The sequence below is a fragment of the Flexivirga endophytica genome, from assembly GCF_014640635.1.
Taxonomy (GTDB): domain Bacteria; phylum Actinomycetota; class Actinomycetes; order Actinomycetales; family Dermatophilaceae; genus Flexivirga; species Flexivirga endophytica.
On the sequence record NZ_BMHI01000002.1, the window covers coordinates 48,203 to 71,036 of the forward strand.

A 22,834-nucleotide genomic window follows, 5' to 3' on the forward strand; every position below is an offset into this window, starting at 1 on the left:
CCATCAGCCGGCCTGGATGCTCGACGGAACCTTGAGCGAGAGTTTCTTGCTTGCCGAACCCTCGTAGCGGTTCTTGCTGCTCAGGTAGGGGTCGACGTTGTCCTTGGTGACGAACTTCAGGCCGGTGTTGGTGTTGACGGGTGCGACCAGGCCGCCGGACACGTGGTAGAGGAACAACTGCACGATCGGCAGGAACCCCTGCAGGTAGGCCTGCTGGTCGATCGTGAAGTCGAGGTTGCCGTCCTTGACCTGCTGCAGCGTCGGGGTGCCGACGTCCCAACCGGAGCCCTTGACGCCGGTGGACTTGTATTTCGCAACCGCCTTGGCGACGGCGATGCCGCTGCCGGCGTCCACGGCATACAGGAACTTGGCGTCCTTGTGACCCTGGAACCACGCGTCGACCGCCGAGAGTTCCTGACTCTCGGCAGCACCCGTGGCGACCTGCACGAACTTGACGCCCGCGGCCTCGAGCACGCCCTTGGCGCCGTCCGCCCGCGGCTGGATGTTGCCCGTGCCCGGCGTTGCGATCATGCAGGCGACCGTGTCACCGGCCTTGACGTGCTTCAGGATCCGCTTGCCCGCCTCCACCCCGGCCTGCGTCAGGTCCTGGCCGATGTAGGACAACACCGGGGTCTTGCTGCCCACCGGCGGATTCGCGTTGTAGGACAGGACCGGGATCCCGGCCGCCAACGCCTTCTCGGTGGGCGAGGTGAAGGCCGACTTGTCGATCACCGGAACGGCGATCCCGTCGACCTTGGCCGTGATCGCGCTGTTCATCGCATTGACCATGTCCGACACGACCGAGTTGGCCGAGCCCGTCCAGCTGTAGCTGCAGCCCAGGATCGTGCAGGCGTCCTGTGCGCCATACCGCGTCGGGGTGAAGAAGGAGTTGGTGGTCACGTGGTTGACCAGGTTGAACTTGAACGACTTGTGGCCCGGGTAGGGCCCGCCGCCCTTCGATCCGCCGCCGCTGCTGCCACCGCCACCGCTGCTGCTGCACGCGTCCAGCAGGACCGCCAGCGCCGGCATGCCGATGCCCAGCGCTCCGACGTTGCGGATCATCCGCCGGCGTGATGTGCCGTAGGGCGTCGGGTCCTGATCCTCGAATTCACCGAATTCCGAGTTGTCCATCATCTGCTCCTCGCCTGCCCCGCACGACGCGGGGGTATTCGCTGCCTGGTGCGCTCTGCGGGGCCATTACCGCTGCATTGCTGCGTGATCCGGGGGAGCGCCTCGTTCGATGACAGGTACGGTAGTCACAAATGTGACCGGTCACATATGACTTCTGGGATTCTTGCTGGCCGTGACCAAATCGTTATAAGTGACGTCGATCGATAGGCTCCAGGTTGTGACGGTGAACGCCAGCGCGAAGAGCAGTCCGAGCATCCGGGACGTGGCCAAGCTGGCCCGCGTCTCCCACCAGACCGTCTCCCGGGTGCTCAACGACCACCCCTACATCCGCCCCGCGACCCGGGAGCGAGTGCTGGCCGCAATGGCCGAGCTGAACTATCGGCCCAACCGGGCCGCGCGCACCCTGGCCACCAGCCGCAGTCACACCATCGGCGTGCTGCTCACCGCGAGCGCGTCCCACTACGGACCGGCTAGCACGATCGCAGCGGTGGAGGAGGCGGCCCGGGACCGCGGCTACTCGGTGGTGCTGGCCAGCCCCGGCCGTGTCGAGGTGGCCGAGTTCAGCGATGCGTTGGACCACCTGATCCGCGAAGGCGTCGACGGCATCATCGCGGTGGCCCCACAGATCCGGGCCGCGGCGGCGGTGGCAAAACTGCACAACCCCGTGCCGGTCGTGATGATCCAGTGCGACAGCGGCGACCCACGACTGTCCGTGGACAACCGGGTCGGCGGCAAGCTGGCAGCCGAGCACCTGTGGCGGCTGGGCCATCGCCGGCTGGCCCATGTCTCCGGGCCGGGGGACTGGTCCGAGGCGACCGCCCGCCGGCACGGGTTCGAGGAGGCGCTCGCCGACGTCGGCAGCGGACCGGTCGCGATCGCCGAGGGTGATTGGTCCGCCGAATCGGGCTATCGGGCGTTCGAGCACCTTCGCGACAGCGGCTGCACCGCCGTGTTCTGTGCCAACGACCAGATGGCGTTGGGCCTCATCCACGCCGCCCACGACGACGGACGCCGGGTGCCGCGGGACCTGTCGATCATCGGCTTCGACGACACCCCGGAGGCGGCGCACTACCTGCCGCCGCTGACCACCATCCGGCAGGACTTCCACATGGTCGGCCGCCGCGCCGTCGACAGCCTGTTGTCCGCGCTCGACGGCACCCCCAAGCACGGCAGGTCGATCCACCCCAAACTCGTCGTCCGGGACTCCACTTCCGCTCCGGCATAACGGTTTTCAGTGCCCGCCCGTATGCTGGCCCGGTCGTATGACGTCAGCCCGTCGGCAGGTGCACCGACTCGAAACGGACGTAGGCCGCCACGACCAGCAACACGGTGATCGCGGCCAAGGCCGCCCACTGCAGTTGTGCCCTGTTGCGGCCGAGCAACGTGATGGCGCCGGCGCAGAGGCCACCGGTGATCGCACCGCCCAGGTGCGACTGCCAGGCCACGTCCGGCACGATGAAGCCGAGGACGCCGTTGATCACGATCAGCGCGACCATCGGTCCGCTGCTCAGGCCGAGGTGCCGGTTGAGGATCACCACCGCGACGAAGAGCCCGAAGACCGCGCCGGACGCACCGACCGTCGGAGTCACCCAACCGCTCGGGTAGTCGGTCGGTGAGCTGGGTGTGGAGGCCAGCAGCTCGTAACCGACCGATCCACCGAACGCGGAGATCAGGTAGAGCGCCAGCAGCCGGATGCGACCGAGCATCGGCTCGAGGTACTGCCCGACGATCCACAGCGCGTACATGTTGAACAGCAGGTGGAAGATCGACGACGGTGAGTGCACGAAGGCCGCCGTGATGAACCGCCACGGGTCCTGTCCGGACAGGACCGGCGCATAGAGCAGGTCGGTGGTGACCTTGTCGTTGATCTGCTGTCCGACCCAGACGATGACGCAGATCGCGATGAGGGTGATCGTGACGATCGGACGACCCTGCGCCATCCGGCCGCCGAACATCGACACCAGGGAGCGGCTCTCCTTGTGCTGCGCCTTGACGCAGTCGACGCACTGCACGCCGACGGCGGCCGGCCGCTGGCACTCGGCGCAGGTGGGACGACCGCACCGCTGGCACGACACCAACGCCACCCGGTCCGGGTGGCGTGGGCAGGTGGGGAGATCCCCCATGTGGTTCGTCATGAGATCAGCGTCGCTGCTCGATCAGCCCTCGACGGTGACCTTCTCCATGACCACTGGCTCGACCGGGCGGTCCTGGGCGCCGGTCTGCACGGCGGCGATCTTGTCGACGACGTCACGGCTGGCCTGGTCGGCGACCTCACCGAAGATGGTGTGCTTGCCCTGCAACCAGGTTGTCGCACCGACGGTGATGAAGAACTGCGAGCCGTTGGTGCCGTGGCCGCCGCGCTTGCCGGCGTTGGCCATCGCGAGCACGTATGGCGCGGAGAAGTTCTTGTCCGGGGAGATCTCGTCGTCGAATGCGTAGCCGGGGCCACCGACGCCGATGCCTTGCGGGCAGCCGCCCTGGATCATGAAGCCCGGAATGATCCGGTGGAAGGTCAGGCCGTCGTAGAACGGTGTGGGGTTGGTGCGACCTGCGTCATCCTGGTATTCCTTCGAGCCCTGCGCGAGACCGACGAAGTTCTCGACGGTCTTGGGGGCGTCGTTCGGGAAGAGGTTGACCTTGATGTCGCCGTGATTGGTCTGCAGCGTTGCGATCATGGTCCCAGTCTCGCATCCCCGAGGCGGCATACTCACGGGTGCACCCGGACCGACCTGATTGTTCTCAGGCGGTAGGCCACATTGGCGCAGCCCGGGCTGTCTTGGCAGGATGAAGCGAACCCCAACGCCTAGGAGGGCTCCAGTGCACAGCAAGACCTCGCGCAAGGACGTGGCCAAGGACAAGGCATCCGAGTTGCTGTCGGCGGCAACCGACGCCGCGGAAGCCGGCCGCGACAAGATCGCCCCGGTCGTGGAGAACGTCACCGGTCACCTCTCCGATGCGGCCGACAAGGCCACCGAGGCCGCAGCGCCGCATGTCGCGAAGGCCAAGGAGACCGTCGCTGAGGCCGCCGCCCCGCACGTCGCGAAGGCCAAGGAAGCCGCCGCGGAGGCCTCCGACACTGCGGCACCGCACGTCGCCAGGGCCAGGGAGAAGGCCAAGGACGCCGCGGGCGACGCCTCCGAGATCGCGGCCCCGCGGGTGGCCACCGTGAAGAAGCAGGTCAAGCAGGCCAAGAAGCAGGCCGAGGAGACCGCGAAGCAGACGAAGAAGCAGGCCCGGAAGCAGGCGAAGAGCGCCAAGAAGGCCGCGTCGGACGCCTCGGACAGCGCGGCGCCGCGAGTGGCCCGCGCCAAGGAGACGACGGGAGCGGCCGCCGGTCTCACCTCCGAGCAGGCCCGCCAGTTGTTCCACGAGGAGTGGATGCCACGCGTGCACGAGGCGATCGCCGCTGCCGGTTCCGCGGGTGGCTCGGCGTATGCCGCCCTCCCACAGCGCGCCCGCGACGCGGTCGACGTCGTCGCACCCGAGGTCGTCAAGAAGCGCCGCAAGAAGGGCGGCCTGCTGATCACCCTCGGCCTCCTCGCCGGCGCCGGCGCGGTCGCCCTGATCGTCAGCGGGAAGAAGGGGGGCGCCACGAAGGCCGAACCCAAGCTGCCGGAGGTCGAGCGGATCGATGCCCGGGCGGCCGAGGACACCGCTGTCGTGAGCACCTCGGACGACGCCGTCGGCGACCTGGAGAAGAAGGCCGACTCGACCGTCTCCGGAGGACGCCGAGGGCGCCACGCAGCACAGGAGTGACATCACCCCGGAACCCCCGAATCACCTTGTGATTCGGGGGTTTCCGCGTATCTGCGCCTGCCGCACAGCTACTCCTACATACCCGACATCGCCGCCGGCCTCGTCGATCTGGGCACCACGACGAACCCCGAGACGCTCGGCCGCGTGTGGCACCTACCCACCGCGCCGGCGGTCAGCACGACCCGGATCCACGAGTTGGTCGCGGCGCTGGTCGGCCGGCCCCTGCGGGCCGAGGTTCTGCCCGAACCCACTCCGAACGCCGTCTTCGACGAGCAGTTCATGGCGGAGTATGCCGAGATGTTCTACCAGCACCGCATCCCGCAGAACATGGTCTCCAGCGCCTTCGAGGAGATCTTCGGCCGGCGACCGACCCCGCTCGAGGACGGCTTGCGCACCACCCTGGCGTGGTATGGCGCTCTGGCCGAGCAACCGGGCGGCCGTCAGGGCTGATCCGGTAGCTGCGGGGTGCTGAAACCCTCGGCCCGCCCAAGCAGCACCGCGCGGGTCACGGCGGAGCTGCCGAACCGGTCACGGACCGCGTCGAGCGCTCCGTCCAGCCTGGCGTCCGGCCTGCGCTGCGCGGTCGGGGAGTCGGTGTCGAAGGGGAGTTCCAGTTGCTCGTCACCGGCTTCGTCCAGCCCGGTGATGCTGATGCCGACGAGGGTCACACCGCGGTCGGCGATCATCGGCATCGCCTCCTCCAACAGCGCACGGCCGGCGACCAGCCAGGCGTCGGTGCCGGCCGTCGCGCTGCGCACGGTGCGCGACCTGGTCACCCGCGTCATGTCGTCGAACCGCAGTCGCAGCACGAAGGTCCGGCCGATGCGCTCGCCGGACCGCAGGCGGCGGGTGACCTTGTCGACCAGGCTGACCAGCGTCGCGTCCAGCTCTGCGCCGGTATGGCGCCCGCGGCCGATCGCCCGCTGCGCTCCGATGGATCGGCGCCTGCTGCGGGTCTCGACCCGTCGCGGGTCCCGGCCGTGCGCCAGCGCGTGCAGATGGCGGCCGCTGCCCGGACCGACGATGTCGATCAGCGCTTGCTCGTCGAGGGCCGCGAGCGCCCCGACGGTGCCGATGCCCCGCTCGTGCAGCTTGCCGCCGGTCACCTTGCCGACACCCCAGAGCGCCTCGATCGGCAACGGATGCAGGAACGCCAGCTCCTGGCCAACCGGCACGCTGAGCAGGCCGTCCGGTTTGCTCGCGGCGCTCGCGACCTTGGCCAGAAACTTGCTGCCCGCGATGCCGACCGAGATCGGCAGGCCGACCTCCTCCTTCACCCGGCGCCGCAGGGTCGTGCCGACCGTCGAGGGTGATCCGCTCACCCGGCGCAGGCCGCCGACGTCCAGGAACGCCTCGTCGATCGAGACGCCCTCCACGATCGGGGTGATGTCGCGGAAGATCTCGAAGACCGCGCGAGAGGCTTCGACGTATGCGGTGAACGTCGCCGGCACCTCGATCAGACCGGGGCACAGCCGACGGGCGATGCGCCCCGACATGGCGGTGCGGACGCCCATCGCCTTCGCCTCGTAGCTGGCGGCAAGCACGATGCCACCGCCGACCGCCACCGGCTTTCCGCGCAGCGCGGGATCGTCACGCTGCGCGACGCTGGCATAGAACGAGTCGAGATCAGCGTGCAGGAAATCGCCCTCTGCCACGAACACATGTTCGCACCGCCCGCTGACAAGGACCTCTCGCTCAGCTCCTGTCCTTCGCCGTGGTGTAGATCCCGGCAATGCCGTTAGCCTGACGTCTCATGAACATCGTCTTCGTCGAGCCGAACTTCCCGCGCAATCAGCGCGAGTTCGCCAGAGCGCTGCACGAGGTGGGAGCGACCGTCTTCGCGGTCGGCGAGACACCGTGGGAGTGGCTGGACGAGCAACTCCAGTCCTGGGTCGATCACTACTACCAGATCGGCTCGGTCACCGACGTCGATCAATTGCGTATGGCGGTCGAGCACTTCCAGTCGATCGCGTGGATCGACGGGTTGGAGGCGACCATCGAGTCGCACCTGCTGCCCGCTGCGATCGTGCGCGAGGCGACCGGCATACCCGGCACTTCCGTGCGGACCACCTGGCTGTGCCGCGACAAGCCGGCGATGAAGGAGACGTTGCGCGCTGCCGGTGTTCCGACGGCGGCCTCGGCGGCGGCGCACAGTCTCGACGACCTGCGTGACTTCGTCGACGAGCACGGCTACCCGGTCATCCTCAAACCCCGCGCCGGCGCCGGCGCTGCCGGCACCACTCGCGTGGACAGCTTCGCCGAATTGGTCGACGTGGCAGCGACATTCGGAGCCACCGAGTCGATCGCCATCGAGGAGTTCGTCGAGGGACACGAGGGGTTCTACGACACCCTCAGCGTCGACGGCCACATCGGTCTCGACTTCGCCTGCCACTACTACCCGGGCGTGCTCGAGGCGATGCGGACGCGCTGGGTCAGCCCGCAGTACATCTCCACTAACCGCGTCGACGAGGCGCCGTTCTACCAGGAGCTGCGCGATCTTGGCGAGCGCGTCAACGAGGTGCTCGGCATACACACCGCGCCCACCCACATGGAGTACTTCGTCAGCCCGAAAGGCCTGCGCTTCAGCGAGATCGGCGCGCGGCCGCCGGGCGTCGGCTGTTGGGACCTGTATGCCGCCGGCAACGACATCGACATCTATCGCGCGTGGGCGGACGCGATCGTGCACCACCAGGTGTGGCACGTCCCGAGTCGGGCGAAGGCCGCGGGCATCATCGCCCTGCGTCCCGACCGCGACGGCACCATCACGTCGATCAGCGGCTGGGACGAGATCACCGCCAAGTACGGCGAGTCGATCCTGGACTCACACCTGCCGGTCGGCTCCGCGACCCAACCCGTCGAGGCCGGCTACATGGCCAACGCGTGGGTCCGCATGGTGCACCCGGACTACGACGTGCTGCGCGGCATGCTGGACGACGTCGGCAACACGGTGCGGGTGCATGCGGGGTGACTCCGCCACGGAACCCGTTGGTGCTGCTGGGTCCTCAGCGTCGCCCGGGCCTCGACAAGGTCATCGCCGGCCTGCAGCTCGACGGTCCGTTCGCCACCATCACCGCCGGTTGGCAGGAGCGTGAGCTGGCGGACGACGAGCTGGACCAGCACCTCGGCGGGCGTGCCACCAATCTCGCGCTCTGGTCGCGTCGCCAGGACGTGCTCGATCGTGATCCGGACTTCGCTGCTGCTCACCGGCGCCGCGGGGTCGAGCTGACCGACCTGCAGGAGCTCTACCTGATCGGGGTGCGCCATACGTCCCGGGCGCTGACCGAGCTGCGCTCGCAGACCGAACGCTCCGAGCGAGCCAAGCGGTTCGCGCTCAGCGATGCCGAGGACGTGCTGCGCTCGCTGGACCGACGTCACCTCGAGCGGGTCCGCGAGATCAACGCAGGGTTCTACCAGGCGACTCGGCCGCACGAGCACCCGCTGATCGCGGCACACCGCGCGGAGGTGGCGCACCTGCTCGGCCAGGCGCAGGCGGTCGTCATCACCGGCGGACACGTGGGTGAGCTGCTCGATGCGCTGCACCTGTTCAACGTGGTGCCGGCGGGACTCGAACGGCTACCGGTCATCGCCTGGTCGGCCGGTGCGATGGTGCTGACCGAACGCGTTGTTCTCTTCAACGACAACGCATCTCGAGGGCCTCGCGCCCCCGAGGTGTATGACGACGGGCTCGGTCTGTTGCATGATGCCGTGGTGTTGCCGTCGCCGCACCAACGTCTGCAAATGCAGGACACGGCACGGATGTCGTTGATGGTGCGACGCTTTGCGCCGGCGGTGTGCCTGCCACTGGATCCCGGAGCCCGGGTCGACCTGACCCCGAACGGCGGACTGCCCGCGACCGCGCCAGTGCTGGACGAGTCCGGCAATGTCAGCACGTTTGCCGCCCTGCGAAATGTCGGCAGAATGGATCGGGGCCCCCACGAAGTATCGGAGGAGCGAAGCGGGGGAGAACTTCGTGGGGTTACCGATGGCTAGACAACTGGCGATCCACCGGTTGCGGGCACGTAAACCGTTGGACGACAACGCCATCGACCGATTCCTGCAGCAGCACTCGGTGCCGATCGTCGAGGGCGAGAAGTGCACCTTCCTCTTCCGCGGCGAAGCCGACGAGGTGTGGGTCCGGCATCGGATCGTCGGTCAGCCGCAGCGGGTGCCGATGCGGCGGCTGCCCGGCACGTCGCTGTGGTTCGTCATACTCGAGTTGCCGGCGGGGTCGCGGGTGGAGTACCAGCTCGAGGTCCGCCATGGCGATCACCACGAGGAGGGCAACGACCCGCTCAACCCACACGTGGCCAACAGCCCGGTGGGCTCGTCGTCGGTCTGTCAGGCGACCGGGTATTCAGTGCCCGACTGGGTTCACCCGGATCCGGAGGCGCGACCGGGCGAGATCGTCGATCTGACCGTGCAGTCGGCCGCGCTGCGGCGCAAGAGCGAGTGCCGGGTCTACCTGCCCGCACGCTTCCGCACGACGCACACCTACCCGCTGCTGATCGTGCACGACGGCGACGACTACCTGCACTACGCCGCGATGAAGACGGTGCTGGACAACCTGATCCACCGGCTCGACATGGCCGAGACCGTCGTGGTCTTCAGCAATCCGGGCGATCGCACCAAGGAATACGCCAACTCGGTGCAGCACGCGCGTTTCATCGCCAAGGAGTTGCTGCCTCGCCTGGAGGACGAATTCCCTTTGCTGGCAAAGCCTTCCGGGCGCTGTCTGATGGGTGCGTCCTTCGGCGCGGTGGCGAGCCTGTCGACGGCATACCGCTATCCGGACCTGTTCGGGTCGCTGCTGCTGCAGTCCGGGTCGTTCGTGTTCACCGACATCGGCGACGACCACGGCGGGGGCGAGGCCTTCGACCCGGTGGTGCGCTTCATGAACCGCTACCGCGCCCAGCCGGCCAAGGTCGCCGCCCGGATGTTCGTTTCATGTGGAACGTACGAGCCGCTCATCGTGCCCAACCGCTCGATGGTGCCGGTCTTCGAGCGGGCCGGCATGCGAGTGCGGTATGTCGAAGCCCGTGACGGCCACTCGTGGGAGGACTGGCGCGACCGCCTGCGCGACGGCCTGTCGTGGATCTACCCCGGCCCGCAGAAGTACGTCTACGAGTGACGTGCCCCTGGCGGGTTGAGCGCCGCCCTGAGTAGCCCGGAGCTTGTGGAGGGCGTATCGAAACCAGCCCACGCGGTCTCGATACGGGCTCGTTCCTCGCCCTACTCGACCCGCAAAACCCGCGGGTTGAGCGCCGCCCTGAGTAGCCCGGAGCCTGCGGAGGGCGTATCGAAGGGTAGCCGGGGGAGCGCAGCGGAGGAGGCGTATCGAAACCAGCCCACGCGGTCTCGATACGGGCTCGTTCCTCGCCCTACTCGACCCGCAAAACCCGCGGGTTGAGCGCCGCCCTGAGTAGCCCGGAGCTTGCGGAGGGCGTATCGAAACCGCCGACTTCCCGCGGGTTGAGCGCCGCCCTGAGTAGCCCGGAGCTTGCGGAGGGCGTATCGAAGGGTAGCCGGGGGAGCGCAGCGGAGGAGGCGTATCGGAACCAGCCCACGCGGTCTCGATACGGGCTCGTTCCTCGCCCTACTCGACCCGCAAAACCCGCGGGTTGAGCGCCGCCCTGAGTAGCCCGGAGCCTGCGGAGGGCGTATCGAAACCAGCACGAATGGGTCCGCAGAATCCACATCCCGGCACCTGCCGGCCAGTTCTGCACAGCGAAGGCCGAGGCGGCTCCAGCACGGCGGTGCTGTCACCCATCATCTGGTCATGCCCTGGACCTACATTCTCCGCTGCGGCGATGGCTCCTATTACGTCGGCAGCACGAAGGACCTTGATCTCCGTATGGCGCAACACGCGACCGGTGCCGGCGGGGACTACACGCGCAAGCGTCTCCCGGTAGAGCTGGTGTGGTCCCGCGAGGCCGAACACATCAGGGAGGCGTACGAACTTGAGAAGAAGGTCCAAGGGTGGAGTCGTGCGAAGCGCGAGGCACTCATCGCTGGCCGTTTCGATCTCCTGCCTGGCTTGTCGAAGAAGCGCAACTGGAAACGGTCGACCAGAGACTGAACCGGGGTCTCGATACGTGCCCTCCCCCGCTGCGCTCCTCCGAGGCACTACTCGACCCGCAAAGCTCGCGAGTTGAGCGCCGCCCTGAGTAGCCCGGAGCTTGCGGAGGGCGTATCGAAACCTCGCACGCGGTCTCGATACGGGCTCGTTCCTCGCCCTTCTCGACTCGTAGCCATACTTCCTCGCCCTACTCGACCCGCCGGAGGGCGCCACTGCGGTCGGCTCGCAGCGGCATCGCAGTGGTCTCGCAGCGCTGCTGAGGACGCTGACTCCTGACAGCACCGACTCGTGCGCTGCGTGCAACCTCGCTGGCCAGGCGCTGCGCGCCTGACGAGCCACGTTGCCCACATTCGCACCAGTTCTATTTCTGATGAACCCATGGAGGAGACCACCATGCGCAGGACGTACTTCAAGCTCGCAGCGACACTGATCGCCGCACCCACGATGCTCGTCGGCGCCGGCGCGCTGGCGGCATCACCCGCCCACGCGGCCACGGCCCGCAACGGCGTGTGCGAGACCGGCGAATTCTGCCTCTACTACAACTCCTACGAGGCCGGTTCGGTCTCCGACTTCACCACCTCGATCAGCGACTACGGCGCAACGCAGCCCAGTTGTTACGACTTCAAGAGCGCCGGCGCGGGCCAGGGCCTGTGCGTCAAGAACAACGCGGCGTCGGTGTGGAACCGCACCGGCAAGACGGTCACGGTCTTCTACAACTCCGGGTATGGCGGAGCGAGCCAGAACTTCGCGGCCGGCACGAAGGGCAACCTCAACGCGACGCTCAAGAACAACAACGCCTCCCACCGCATCGGCGCTGCACCGGCGAGTGTGCGCGGCATCGATGTCAGCGACAACAACTCGACCATCGACTGGGCGAGCCAGAAAGCCGCCGGCGTCCGCTTCGCCTACGCGAAGGCCAGCGAGGGCAGCACCTGGACCGACCCGACGTTCTCGCGCAACTACAACGGCTCGCGCAACGCCGGCATCATCCGCGGTGCCTACCACTTCGCGAACCCGGCCGGTGCGTCCGGCAAGACGCAGGCCGACTTCTTCATCAGTCACGGCGGCGGGTGGCGGGCCGACGGCTACACCCTGCCGGGCGCGCTCGACGTCGAAGGCACCTGCTACGGCAAGACCGATGCGGCGATGGTCAGCTGGATCAAGGCGTTCGTCGCCGAGTACAAGCTGAAGGAGGGTCGCACACCGGTCATCTACACCAACCGGTCCTGGTGGCAGGACTGCACGGGCAACAGCACGGCCTTCCACAGCAGTGCGCTGTGGTTCGCCCACCCGACCACTGTCGGCACGCTGCCGGGCGGCTGGGCCAAGCAGACGATCTGGCAGTACGGCATCTCGAACGGCATCGACCAGAACAAGTTCAACGGGTCGCTCACCGCGCTGAAGGCGTTCGCCAACAACAGCTAGCCGCACACCTCGACGCCCCCATCGGCCCAGGAGCCGGTGGGGGCGTTCGTATGGCGTGCCGGTGTGTCAGCTTCCGGCATACACCTCGGGCGCCAGGGAGTTGCCCTTCGCGATCGACCCGCAACTGGTCGGCGCGGCCTTCCCGGCGAACCGGTCGTTGACCCAGCCGATCGTCGCGGCCGCCCAGGGAAGTGCGGTGCCGACGTGCGACAGCAGGCCCAGCTGCTGGTATTTCACGGTGGTCCCGTCGCCGCAGTACTGCCGAGCGAGGGTGCGGACGTCACCGGCGATCATCACCCCGTCACCGGCGCCGATACCGGGCTTGTTGCCGGGCGTGCCCTCGAAGTAGCCGCCGGCGCCCTGCGCGATGTACATCGGCACGGTCGGCGACGGGCGCTGCCCGAGGTTGAGCTTGTTGACCGCGTCGACGAACGGCTTCACCGAGTTGGGATTCGCGTACTCCGGCTTGACCATCTGCTGCCAGGTGATGAACGGGTTCGCCAGCAGCCCCTCCGGGAAGGACTTGTCCTGCACGTCCTGCATGACCTGGGAGCCCTTGGCGTTGAGGTAGGGCGCCATGTCGAGCCCGAAGGCGCGCGCGGCACCGGCGACGGCCATCGGCGCAACGCCGGCCCAGACCGGGGTGCCCGAGACGTATTTCAGGTTGTGCGCCGGTGCCACCAGCAGGCCGCCCTCGGCCGCGCCGACCAGTCGCTCGTTGACGTCCGGTGCGTATGACGGGGCGAGTGCCGCCGCCCAGTTGGTGCCGATCGCGCCACCGGAGTAGCCGAACAACGCGAACTTCGTGCTGGTGTTGATGCCGGTGCCGGTCGCGGTGCTCACCGCGCGGACCGAATCCAGTGTCGTGGTGCCGTATTCGGGTCCCGCGGCGAAGTCCGCCGTCGGGCCCTCGGTGTCGGGCATCACCACCGGGTAGCCCTGCAGCAGCATCGGGGTGATGAGCGCCGTCTCGAAGTTGACGATGCCGCCGCCGGGCAGCCGCTGGTTGCCGGCGATCACCCGCGAGGGGCTGTCGGCGACGTTGAGCGAGTCGTAGAACGACTGGTAGGAGACCGCCTGGCCGCTCTTGGTCTTGCCGGGCGGCATGATCACCGAGGTGGCGTTGGCGATCGGCTCTCCTGCGGCGTTGGTCGAACGGTAGAGGACCTGCTCGACCTTCAGCGGGACCGCGATGCCGAGCACGTGGTAGTCGATCGTGCGGGTGTCCAGGACCGCTCCTGGTCGGTATGACGCAAGCGGCTTGCTGCCGTGGTAGGTGAAGAAGTCGGCGGTGGCGGCGTGCGCGGGGGCGGCCGTCATACCGCCGATCGTGCCTGCCGCCAGCGTGACGGCGACCAGTGCTCCGAGGGTTCGCTTGCGTTGCATCGTCAGTGACGTCCTTGTCGCGAGGGTGAGGGGGATCACAGTGCGAGCGACAAGTTACTGGTAGGTAAGTTCGTTCCGCAAGGGCCTGCTGGGGCAGCGTCGCAGTTCACGGGTATGCCGCAGGTGCGCTCTGGCGCACTCTCGGCATAAGGGGAAGCCGTGGGTCCGCCGGCCGCGGCATACAAAATCCCGAGCCGCGACGCGACTCGGGATCAGTGGGGGGATGGTGGAGACTAGGGGGCTCGAACCCCTGACCCCCGCCTTGCAAAGGCGGTGCTCTACCAGCTGAGCTAAGTCCCCGTGTTCAGTTCAGTTGGAGCTGTTGCCCGGCTTGTCGGCGGCCTGGGCCCAGAGGTCCTTGGCGTCGTTCTTCCGGTCGAGCTTCTGCTTGACGGCGACGGCAACCCCGGCGAGGCCGAGCAGCACTGCGAGCTTCTTCAACATCTTTGGGCTCCGATCGACTGCGGGACGTGGTGGTGGGCCTAACAGGACTTGAACCTGTGACCTCTTCCTTATCAGGGAAGCGCTCTAACCGACTGAGCTATAGGCCCGTGCACCGTCCGTCGTCCGCGGCAGAATGCCGTGGACGCCGGACGAGACTATCTCACCGGAGGGGGCAGATCCAAAACGAGGTCCGGAGACGCCCTCGACCGGCGAGAGCTTCGACTATTCGTCCGAGAGGGTCATCTGCACGCCGCCGACCAACGACGAACAGATGTTGTAGAGGAACGCGCCGAGAGTGGCCAGCGCGGTCATCAGCAACACGTCGACCACGGCGATCACGACCGACAACGAGACGACGCGACCGAAGCCGACGTAGTCCATGATGTCGAAGGTCTTGCCGCTGGTCTCCAGCGTCCGCAACAACTCGTTGACGTTGTCCCAGACACCCATGCCCTGCAACACGATCCACAGCATCGCGATCATCACGACCATCGCGATGCCGATCGCCACGGACAGCAGGAACGCGATCTTCATGACCGACCACGGGTCGACCCGGGACAGCGTCAGCCGCACCCGGCGCGGGGTGCTGCGGCCACCCGGCCGACGGCCGGCGGCCGCGCCACGGGGCGCTGGGCGACGCTGCTGGCTGGTCGGCCTGGTGGGCCTGCCCTTCGCACCAGCCTTCGGTGTCGGCCGGGCGCCCTGTCGCGGCGGCGGAGGGGCGGCGCGTTTCTTGCCACCGGCTGCAGCGCCCGGAAGACGGACTGCGCCACTGTCGGTCGCAGTCGTCCCGGCGCCCTTGTCGGCGTCGGATCCGTCAGTGCTCACTCATCGTCTCCCGGCTCGTCCGGAGTCTGCTCACGGTCAGGTTCGTTGTCGGCCTGCTCGTCCGTCTCGACCGACTCGTCAGTGACGGGGGTCTCGGCGTCCGTGTCGCCTTCGTCCGGCGACTCGCCCGACGGTACGCCATCTGCCTGTTCCTCTTCGACTTCGCGTTCGGCGTTCCGCGCCACAGCCACGATCGAGTCCTTCTTGTCCGGGGTCGCGAACTGCACGCCCTGGGTGGATCGACCGGTGGCTCGTACGCCGTCGACGGGGGAGCGGACGATCTTGCCCTTCTCCATCACCACGAGCACCTCGTCACTGGGCTCGACCACGAGAGCACCGACCAGGTCGCCGCCACGGTCGGAGATCGCGGCCACCTTGACGCCGAGAGTGGCACGACCCTTGACCGGGTAGTCCTCGACGTCGGTGCGCTTGGCCAAGCCGTTCTCGAAGACGACGAAGAGGTAGAGGTCGTCGCGCTGCGTGCCGTCCGGAACGATGTTCATCGACAGCAACTCGTCGCCGTCGCGGAACTTCATGCCGGTCACGCCCGAGGTGGAGCGCCCCATCGGTCGCAACGTGTCGTCGGTCGCGTTGAACCGCACCGACTGCCCCTTGCGAGAGACCAGCAGCACGTCGTCGTCGGAACTGGCGAGGCCCGCGCCGACGAGCTCGTCGCCGTCGCGCAGATTGACCGCGATCAGCCCGCCGGTGCGCGGCGAGTCGTAGTCGGTCAGCTTGGTCTTCTTGACCAGACCACGCTTGGTCGCCAGCAGGAGGTATGGCGCGGCGTCGTAGTCCTGCAACGCCATCACCTGGGCGATCTGCTCGCCGGGCTGGAAGGCGAGCAGGTTGGCGACGTGCTGGCCCTTGGAGTCGCGGCTGCCCTCGGGCAGCTCGTAGGCCTTGGCCCGGTAGACCCGGCCGGCGTTGGTGAAGAACAGCAACCAGCGGTGCGTCGTCGTGGTGAAGAAGTGCTCGACCACGTCGTCGCCACGCAGGTTGGCTCCGCGCACGCCCTTGCCACCCCGTCGCTGCGAGCGGTATTCGTTGGTCTTGGTCCGCTTGGCGTAACCGCCGCGCGTGATGGTGACGACGACGTCTTCCTCGGGGATCAGGTCCTCCATCGACATGTCGCCGTCGAAGGGCACGATCTGGGTGCGTCGGTCATCGCCATACCGGTCGACGATGTCGGCCAGCTCGTCGCTGACGATCTGCCGCTGGCGCTCCGGCTTGGCCAGGATGTCCTGGTAGTCCTCGATCGCGCGCTGCAGCTCGTCGTGCTCGTCGGTGATCTTCTGGCGCTCCAGGGCGGCCAGCCGGCGCAGCTGCAGGTTGAGGATCGCGACCGCCTGGATCTCGTCGACCCCGAGCAGCTCCATCAGCCCACCGCGCGCCTCCTCCGCGGACGGGCTGCGGCGGATCAGCGCGATGACCTCGTCCAGCGCGTCCAGCGCCTTGAGGTAACCGCGCAGGATGTGGATCTGCTCCTCGGCGCGACGCAGCAGGTAGGTCGTACGGCGCTGGATGACCTCGACCTGGTGCTCCACCCAGTAGCGGATGAATGCCGAGATCGGCAGCGTGCGGGGCACCCCGTCGACCAGCGCCAGCATGTTGGCGCCGAAGCTCTGCTGCAGCTGCGTGTGCTTGTAGAGGTTGTTGAGGACGACCTTGGCCACCGCGTCGCGCTTGAGCACCACGACCAGGCGCTGGCCGGTGCGGCCGGACGTCTCGTCGCGCAGGTCGGCGATGCCGGAGATGCGGCCGTCGCGCACCAGGGTGGCGATCTTCTCGGCGAGCGCGTCCGGGTTGACCTGGTAGGGCAGCTCGGTGACCACCAGGCACTGGCGGCCCTGGATCTCCTCGACGTTGACCACCGCACGCATCACGATCGACCCGCGGCCGGTGCGGTAGGCGTCCTCGATGCCCTTCTTGCCCAGGATCAGCGCACCGGTCGGGAAGTCCGGACCCGGGATGATCTCGATGAGCTTCTCCAACAACTCCTCACGGGAGATCTCCGGGTGCTCGAGCAGGTATTGGGCGCCCGCGGCGACCTCGCGCAGGTTGTGCGGCGGGATCTGTGTCGCCATACCGACCGCGATACCGGAGGCGCCGTTGACCAGCAGGTTGGGGAAGCGTGCCGGCAGCACCGTCGGCTGCATGGTCTTGCCGTCGTAGTTGGGCTCGAAGTCGACGGTCTCCTTCTCGATGTCGCGCACCAGCTCCATCGCCAGCGGCGCCATCCGGCACTCGGTGTATCGCGGCGCGGCGGCCCCGTCGTTGCCCGGCGAGCCGAAGTTGCCCTGCCCGTCGACCAGCGGATAGCGCATCGACCACGGCTGCACCAGGCGGACCATCGCGTCGTAGATCGCGCTGTCACCGTGCGGGTGGTACTGACCCATCACGTCACCGACGACACGGCTGCACTTGTTGTAGCCGCGGTCCGGGCGGTAGCCACCGTCGAACATCGCGTAGACGATGCGGCGGTGCACCGGCTTCATGCCGTCACGCACGTCCGGCAGCGCGCGGCTGACGATGACCGCCATCGCGTAGTCGATGTAGCTGCGCTGCATCTCGGTGTTGAGGTCGATCGGGTCGACGTTGGACCTCGGCTCGTCGCCACCGGGAGGCATGGTGTCGTCAGTCATGAGTTTCCTTCATTCTCAATGCAATTCAAGTTCGTGTATGACGGCGCGTCGGTCGAGTGCCGGGGGAGCGAAGCGGAGGAGGTGTATCGAGACCACGTGCGCCGCCTCGGGTCTCGATACGGGCTCCGCTGGCGCTCCGCCCTACTCGACCAGCGAGGCGCTAGATGTCCAGAAACCTCACGTCTTTCGCGTTGCGCTGGATGAACCCGCGCCTGCTCTCGACGTCCTCGCCCATCAGCACCGCGAAGATCTCGTCGGCAGCTGCGGCGTCGTCCAGGGTCACCTGCAACAGCGTGCGGTGCTCGGGGTCCATGGTGGTCTCCCACAGCTCCTGGTAGTTCATCTCGCCCAGACCCTTGTAGCGCTGGTAGGGGTTCTCCTTGGGCAGTCGCCCGCCCGCGGCCTGGCCGATCTTCAGCAGTCCGTCGCGCTCCTTGTCGGAGAACGCGAACTCGTGCTCGCGGTTGCTCCATTTGATGCGGTAGAGCGGCGGCTGCGCCAGGTAGACGTAACCGGCCTCGATCAGCGGTCGCATGAAGCGGAAGAGCAACGTCAGCAGCAGGGTGCGGATGTGCATGCCGTCGACGTCGGCATCGGCCATCAGCACGATCTTGTGGTAGCGGGCCTTCTCGATGTCGAAGTCCTCGCCGAAGCCGGTGCCGAACGCCGAGATGAGCGACTGCACCTCGTTGTTGGCCAGCACCTTGTCGATGCGGGCCTTCTCGACATTCAGGATCTTGCCGCGGATCGGCAGGATCGCCTGGTTGAACGGGTCGCGGCCCTGGACCGCCGAGCCGCCGGCGGAGTCGCCCTCGACGATGAACACCTCGGAGAGGGTCGGGTCGTTGCTCTGGCAGTCCTTGAGCTTGCCGGGCATCGCCGCGGAGTCCAGCAGGCCCTTGCGGCGGGTCGCCTCGCGTGCCTTGCGCGCCGCCAGCCGGGCGGCCGCCGACTGGATCGACTTGCGGACGATCGCCTGACCCTCGCGCGGGTGCTGCGCCAGCCAGTGCTCGAACTCATCACGCACCGCGCTCTGCACGAAGCCCTTGACCTCGGAGTTGCCGAGCTTGGTCTTCGTCTGTCCCTCGAACTGCGGCTCACCCAGCTTGACGGACACCACCGCGGTCAGCCCCTCGCGGATGTCGTCGCCGGTGAGGTTGTCGTCCTTCTCCTTCAGCAACTTCTGGTTGCGCGCGAAGGTGTTGACCAGGGAGGTCATCGCGGTGCGGAAACCCTCCTCGTGGGTGCCGCCCTCGTGGGTGTTGATCGCGTTGGCGTAGGTGTGCACCGACTCGCTGTATGCCGTCGTCCACTGCATGGCGATCTCGACCGACAACAGCCGATCGGGGTCCTCGTGCTCGAACGCGATGATGTCGTCGTGCACCGGCTCGCTGCGCTTGGAGGAGTTCAGGTGCTTGACGTAGTCGATCAGGCCGTCGTCGTAGCGGTAGGTGACAGTGCGCGGCTTGCCGGACTCGTCCTCGACCTCGTCCTTCGCGGTGGCTCCGGCGAGCGCCTCCTCCTCGGCGCCCTCGTCGACCTTCTGCACCCGCTCGTCGGTCAGCGTGATCGCCAGACCCTTGTTGAGGAAGGCGTACTGCTGGAACCGCGCCCGGATCGTCTCGAAGTCGTAGTCGACCGACTCGAAGATCTCGCCGTCGGCCCAGAAGGTGATCGTGGTGCCGTGGTCGTCCCTGTCGGTTTCGCCGATGACCGACAACGGCGCGAGGGGCTCGCCGTGGTCGAACTCCATGTAGTGGATCTTGCCGTTGCGGCGGACGTCCGCCGTGAGCTTGGTCGACAGTGCGTTGACGACCGAGGACCCGACACCGTGCAGACCACCGGAGACCTTGTAGCCGCCACCGCCGAACTTGCCACCCGCGTGCAACTGGGTCAGCACCAGCTCGACGGTCGAGACGCCGTACGCCTCGTTGATCGCAACAGGTATGCCGCGGGCGTGGTCACGCACGCGGACGGCGCCGTCCGGCAGGATCGTGACCTCGATGTGGTCGCCATACCCGGCCATCGCCTCGTCCACGGCGTTGTCGACGATCTCGGTGACCAGATGGTGCAGGCCGCGCGGGCCGGTGGAGCCGATGTACATGCCGGGTCGCTTGCGCACCGCCTCGAGTCCCTCGAGGACCTGGATGTCCTCGGCACCGTATGTCGATGCGCCGCCGTCGTCGCCGCCCGCCGGCGGTGTCGTCGGCTGGTCCTCGTCGGGTGATTGCTGCGCAGCGGTGTCGGACACAGTGCTCCTCGGGGTCGGGCGACGTTCTGCACATCCGTCGGGAAGGACGGACGCGAAGGAAACTGAGCCGGGCACGCCTGCGGCTCGCCGTGAGGCGAGCCGCGGAAGCCGATATCACATGCTCAGAATCTACGTCCCAGCATACCCTGTCGCCGTCGCAAAACCACGTCTGCCGTGCCGTGAACGGCAATTTGCGGGCCGATCCGAGTGCTTCGCGATTCCCCACACCTGCCCGGGGCCATCAGCGCGTTCACGACGCGTTCACGCGTGCGTAGCCGGGTGCTGAAGCTACTTGCGCAGGATGTAGATGATCGCTCCGGTCTCCGTGGTGCAGGTGACGTAGGACTCCGCCTGACAGCTGACCTTGTAGTTGTCGTGGGTCGCCGGCGACTTGGCCCGGAACGACGCCTGGCCGGCATCGTTCTTCTTCGCGTTGTAGAGCGTGGCGACGACGCCCGCGAACGTGCAGGACGTCTTCGGGCCGGTGCCGTAGGAATCCGTGCCCGGACACGCGCCCGCCGCACCGGGGAGCGCGGTGGCGTAGCTCGGGCTGGACGAGCTCGAACTCGAGCTGCTCTTCGATGACGAGCTGGGGCTGCTGGACGACGGACCCTGCGAGGAGGACTCCTTCGACGGCGACTGACCGGTGGAGGTCTGCGTCACCGTCTGCGTCGGTGTGAACGCGCCCTGGGCCATCTTGCCGCTGGAGTTGTTCAGGATCAGCGCGATCACGACGACCACGATCGCCAGCGAGGCGACAATGACGGCGACCGGCGCCCACATCGCACCGCGCCGTTGCTGCGGCTCCTGGTAGTAGGCCTCGGGCGGGTAGTAACCGCCGTGGTCGGCCGGCCCGTATTCGTCGCGCTGCGGCTGCGGTGGGCGGACGTAGGGCGCGTGCTGGGTGCTCTGGGTCCGGTCGCTGTCGGTGTATGCCGGGTCGGCCCAAGCCATCTGGTCGGGATCGGTCGCCTCGGACCCGTTGCCACGGTCGCTGAAGAAGTGGTCGAACTCGTCCCGGCCGCCGCGCGGGTCGTCCTGACCGGGTTGGTCATGACTCACGTTGTACTAATTCCTGCCAGTAGAAGTCGTCTGCTTGTCACAAAACTCGACCTACTGTACGTGCGCGGGCCGTGTCGCGCCCAGATCCGGGCCCGCGACCTTTCTCTCACCCATAGGTGTCCCGCGGTCCACGTCCGTCGCGGACGGTGCGTGGTCCCTTCTTCCAGCTCGGTGCGTTCGGCCCGACGATCCGCAGCGACTCCACGACATCCGGCCCCACAGCCTTCTCGAAGTTGCCCAGCAGCGTCGAGGACAACAACCGCAGCTGGGTGGTCCACGCGGTGGAGTCGGCACGGACGGTCAACTCGCCGTCGGTGAACGACACCGGCTGGGCGTGCGCGGCGACCGCCTCGCCGACGATCTCGTCCCAGCGACCCATCACCGAACCGGCCGCGACGTCCACCTGCCAGCCCCGGTCGACCAGCAACCGGTCGAGCTGGTCACCGATCATCGCCGGGTCCCGAGCATCGGGTCGGGCCCGGCCGGTGCCCAGATCACCAGCCTTACGGGGTCGGCGCCTGGCCGGCGCACCGGGCCGAAAACCCTTCTCCCGCGCGGAGATCCGAGCACGACGCAGTGCGTCGCGGACGGCATCCATCGCGGTTTCCTGGTCGACCGTGCCGTCCGTGTCATCGGCCGGCCGCTCGGTTTCCCCGGGGTCGACGCCGTCCGTGTCGCTCACGCCCGTCTCACCTCGCCCATGGTGACGGTGAACTGTTGGCCGGTCAGTGACTCGGGCACGTCGTCGTCGACCGCAGCGGTGATGAGCACCTGCTCGCAGTCGGCGACCATCAACGCCAGCCGGCGCCGACGGCCCGCGTCCAGCTCGGCGAAGACGTCGTCGAGCACCAGCACCGGGTCGGTGCCCAGGTCGTGCCGCAGCAACTGGAAGGCGGCGATCCGCAGACCGAGCGCGAAGGACCAGGACTCACCGTGGCTGGCGTATCCCTTGGCGGGTAGGGCGCCGAGCCGCAACACCATCTCATCGCGGTGCGGTCCGACCAGGGTCTGGCCGCGCTCCACCTCGGCCCGGTGCTGCTGCTCGAAGGTCTTGGCGAAGCCGGCCTCCAGCTCGGCCACCTCGGGGACCTCTCCCGCGGCGAGCTGGTCGGCGAGCTCGTCATACAAGGAGCTCTTGTAGGTGATCTGGGCGTCCGACTGGCCGGCACTGACCTCGTCATACGCCAGCCGCAGGTAGGGCTGCAGGTCGCGCAGCAGCCGCAGCCGGGCGTAGATGAGGTTGGCGCCGACAGAGGCGAGGTGGCTGTCCCAGACCGGGAGGGTGGCCAGGGCCGCAGCACGGTCGGGCGCCGTCCGCGCGGTCTTGAGCAGAGCGTTGCGCTGTTTCAGGATCTTGTCGTAGTCACCGCGGGCGCCGGCCCAACGCGGCTGGCGGGCCACCAGCAGGTCGTCGAGGAAACGGCGGCGCTCGCTGGGGTCCCCTTTGACCAGGGCCAGGTCCTCGGGCGCGAAGAGCACCGTGCGCAGCGCACCCAGGACGTCGCGTGGCCGGGTGACCGGCGACTTGCCGAGGCGGGCTCGGTTGGCCTTGCCCGGGTTGATCTCGAGCTCGACCTGTTGCTCGCGTCCGTCCCGTACGACCGCGCCACGCACGATCGCCTGCTCCGCGCCGGCGCGCACCAACGGAGCATCCTGGGCGACGCGGTGCGAAGACAGCGAGGCGAGGTAGCCGATCGCCTCGACGATGTTGGTCTTGCCCTGGCCGTTGAGGCCGACGAAAGTGCTGACACCGTCGGTGAATTCGAGGTCGGCGGACTCATAGGACCGGAAGTCCATCAGAGTCAGATGCCGCACGAACACACGCTCGAG

General features: G+C 67.7%; 20 protein-coding genes and 2 tRNA genes. 8 read left to right on the plus strand and 14 right to left on the minus strand.

Annotation, left to right across the window (positions count from 1 at the left end; translation table 11 throughout):
* Positions 1 to 3: 3 nt before the first annotated feature.
* Positions 4 to 1,131 (minus strand): substrate-binding domain-containing protein, encoded by a 1,128-nt coding sequence (locus IEX71_RS05220; protein ID WP_188835952.1) that lies wholly within the window; start codon positions 1,129 to 1,131, stop codon positions 4 to 6.
* Between the two features lie 217 nt (positions 1,132 to 1,348).
* Between IEX71_RS05220 and IEX71_RS05225 the strand changes: the two genes are divergently transcribed.
* A complete protein-coding gene (locus tag IEX71_RS05225) occupies positions 1,349 to 2,356 on the plus strand; it encodes a LacI family DNA-binding transcriptional regulator (RefSeq protein ID WP_188835953.1) in 1,008 nt (335 codons plus the stop codon).
* Between the two features lie 43 nt (positions 2,357 to 2,399).
* Here the strand turns inward: IEX71_RS05225 and IEX71_RS05230 are convergent, their stop codons facing one another.
* Together IEX71_RS05230 and IEX71_RS05235 are read right to left on the minus strand one after the other, a co-directional pair.
* On the minus strand, positions 2,400 to 3,266 hold the full coding sequence (locus tag IEX71_RS05230; RefSeq protein WP_188835954.1) for a rhomboid family intramembrane serine protease: 867 nt from the start codon (positions 3,264 to 3,266) through the stop codon (positions 2,400 to 2,402).
* 21 nt (positions 3,267 to 3,287) lie between these two features.
* The gene (locus IEX71_RS05235) at positions 3,288 to 3,806 is read right to left on the minus strand and encodes a peptidylprolyl isomerase (RefSeq protein ID WP_188835955.1); all 519 of its coding nucleotides are present in this window, start codon (positions 3,804 to 3,806) and stop codon (positions 3,288 to 3,290) included.
* A gap of 142 nt (positions 3,807 to 3,948) precedes the next feature.
* On the opposite strand from IEX71_RS05235, the gene IEX71_RS05240 reads away from it, so the two are divergent.
* Positions 3,949 to 4,887 (plus strand): hypothetical protein, encoded by a 939-nt coding sequence (locus tag IEX71_RS05240; protein ID WP_188835956.1) that lies wholly within the window; start codon positions 3,949 to 3,951, stop codon positions 4,885 to 4,887.
* Between the two features lie 144 nt (positions 4,888 to 5,031).
* A complete protein-coding gene (locus IEX71_RS05245; RefSeq protein WP_188835957.1) occupies positions 5,032 to 5,337 on the plus strand; it encodes a Rossmann-fold NAD(P)-binding domain-containing protein in 306 nt (101 codons plus the stop codon).
* On the opposite strand, the gene dinB is transcribed toward IEX71_RS05245, so the two are convergent.
* Positions 5,328 to 6,548, minus strand: coding sequence for a DNA polymerase IV (gene dinB, locus IEX71_RS05250; RefSeq protein ID WP_188835958.1), 1,221 nt, complete (start codon positions 6,546 to 6,548; stop codon positions 5,328 to 5,330). The genes IEX71_RS05245 and dinB overlap by 10 nt on opposite strands.
* Before the next feature lie 92 nt (positions 6,549 to 6,640).
* On the opposite strand from dinB, the gene IEX71_RS05255 reads away from it, so the two are divergent.
* From IEX71_RS05255 to IEX71_RS05275, 5 genes are all read left to right on the plus strand, one after another.
* Entirely contained in the window at positions 6,641 to 7,855 is a 1,215-nt protein-coding gene (locus IEX71_RS05255) for an ATP-grasp domain-containing protein (protein WP_188835959.1), read from the plus strand.
* Positions 7,852 to 8,877: a Type 1 glutamine amidotransferase-like domain-containing protein gene (locus tag IEX71_RS05260; RefSeq protein ID WP_188835960.1), complete on the plus strand. Its 1,026-nt coding sequence runs from the start codon at positions 7,852 to 7,854 to the stop codon at positions 8,875 to 8,877. Before IEX71_RS05255 ends, IEX71_RS05260 begins: the two co-directional genes overlap by 4 nt.
* Positions 8,870 to 10,015 (plus strand): alpha/beta hydrolase-fold protein, encoded by a 1,146-nt coding sequence (locus IEX71_RS05265; RefSeq protein WP_188835961.1) that lies wholly within the window; start codon positions 8,870 to 8,872, stop codon positions 10,013 to 10,015. Before IEX71_RS05260 ends, IEX71_RS05265 begins: the two co-directional genes overlap by 8 nt.
* Before the next feature lie 648 nt (positions 10,016 to 10,663).
* Positions 10,664 to 10,963: a GIY-YIG nuclease family protein gene (locus IEX71_RS05270; RefSeq protein ID WP_188835962.1), complete on the plus strand. Its 300-nt coding sequence runs from the start codon at positions 10,664 to 10,666 to the stop codon at positions 10,961 to 10,963.
* Between the two features lie 393 nt (positions 10,964 to 11,356).
* Positions 11,357 to 12,388, plus strand: a complete 1,032-nt coding sequence (locus tag IEX71_RS05275) for a GH25 family lysozyme (protein WP_188835963.1) — start codon at positions 11,357 to 11,359, stop codon at positions 12,386 to 12,388.
* Positions 12,389 to 12,454: 66 nt separating this feature from the next.
* Here IEX71_RS05275 and IEX71_RS05280 read toward each other — a convergent pair whose 3' ends face one another.
* The 10 genes from IEX71_RS05280 to recF form a co-directional block, all read right to left on the minus strand.
* Entirely contained in the window at positions 12,455 to 13,774 is a 1,320-nt protein-coding gene (locus tag IEX71_RS05280) for a lipase family protein (protein ID WP_188835964.1), read from the minus strand.
* A 224-nt stretch (positions 13,775 to 13,998) separates the two neighbouring features.
* Positions 13,999 to 14,074 (minus strand) — tRNA-Ala (locus tag IEX71_RS05285).
* A gap of 9 nt (positions 14,075 to 14,083) precedes the next feature.
* On the minus strand, positions 14,084 to 14,218 hold the full coding sequence (locus IEX71_RS22430) for a DLW-39 family protein (RefSeq protein ID WP_229749494.1): 135 nt from the start codon (positions 14,216 to 14,218) through the stop codon (positions 14,084 to 14,086).
* A gap of 30 nt (positions 14,219 to 14,248) precedes the next feature.
* A tRNA-Ile gene (locus IEX71_RS05290) sits at positions 14,249 to 14,325 on the minus strand.
* Positions 14,326 to 14,440: 115 nt separating this feature from the next.
* A complete protein-coding gene (locus tag IEX71_RS05295; protein WP_188835965.1) occupies positions 14,441 to 15,046 on the minus strand; it encodes a DUF3566 domain-containing protein in 606 nt (201 codons plus the stop codon).
* A complete protein-coding gene (gyrA, locus tag IEX71_RS05300; RefSeq protein ID WP_188835966.1) occupies positions 15,043 to 17,691 on the minus strand; it encodes a DNA gyrase subunit A in 2,649 nt (882 codons plus the stop codon). Before gyrA ends, IEX71_RS05295 begins: the two co-directional genes overlap by 4 nt.
* A gap of 160 nt (positions 17,692 to 17,851) precedes the next feature.
* Positions 17,852 to 19,942 (minus strand): DNA topoisomerase (ATP-hydrolyzing) subunit B, encoded by a 2,091-nt coding sequence (gene gyrB, locus IEX71_RS05305; RefSeq protein ID WP_188835967.1) that lies wholly within the window; start codon positions 19,940 to 19,942, stop codon positions 17,852 to 17,854.
* A 288-nt stretch (positions 19,943 to 20,230) separates the two neighbouring features.
* Entirely contained in the window at positions 20,231 to 21,004 is a 774-nt protein-coding gene (locus tag IEX71_RS05310; RefSeq protein ID WP_188835968.1) for a hypothetical protein, read from the minus strand.
* A 106-nt stretch (positions 21,005 to 21,110) separates the two neighbouring features.
* Entirely contained in the window at positions 21,111 to 21,686 is a 576-nt protein-coding gene (locus tag IEX71_RS05315) for a DciA family protein (protein ID WP_308420955.1), read from the minus strand.
* Positions 21,683 to 22,825, minus strand: a complete 1,143-nt coding sequence (recF, locus tag IEX71_RS05320; RefSeq protein ID WP_188835969.1) for a DNA replication/repair protein RecF — start codon at positions 22,823 to 22,825, stop codon at positions 21,683 to 21,685. The genes IEX71_RS05315 and recF overlap by 4 nt, the downstream gene beginning before the upstream one ends.
* Positions 22,826 to 22,834 lie beyond the last annotated feature (9 nt).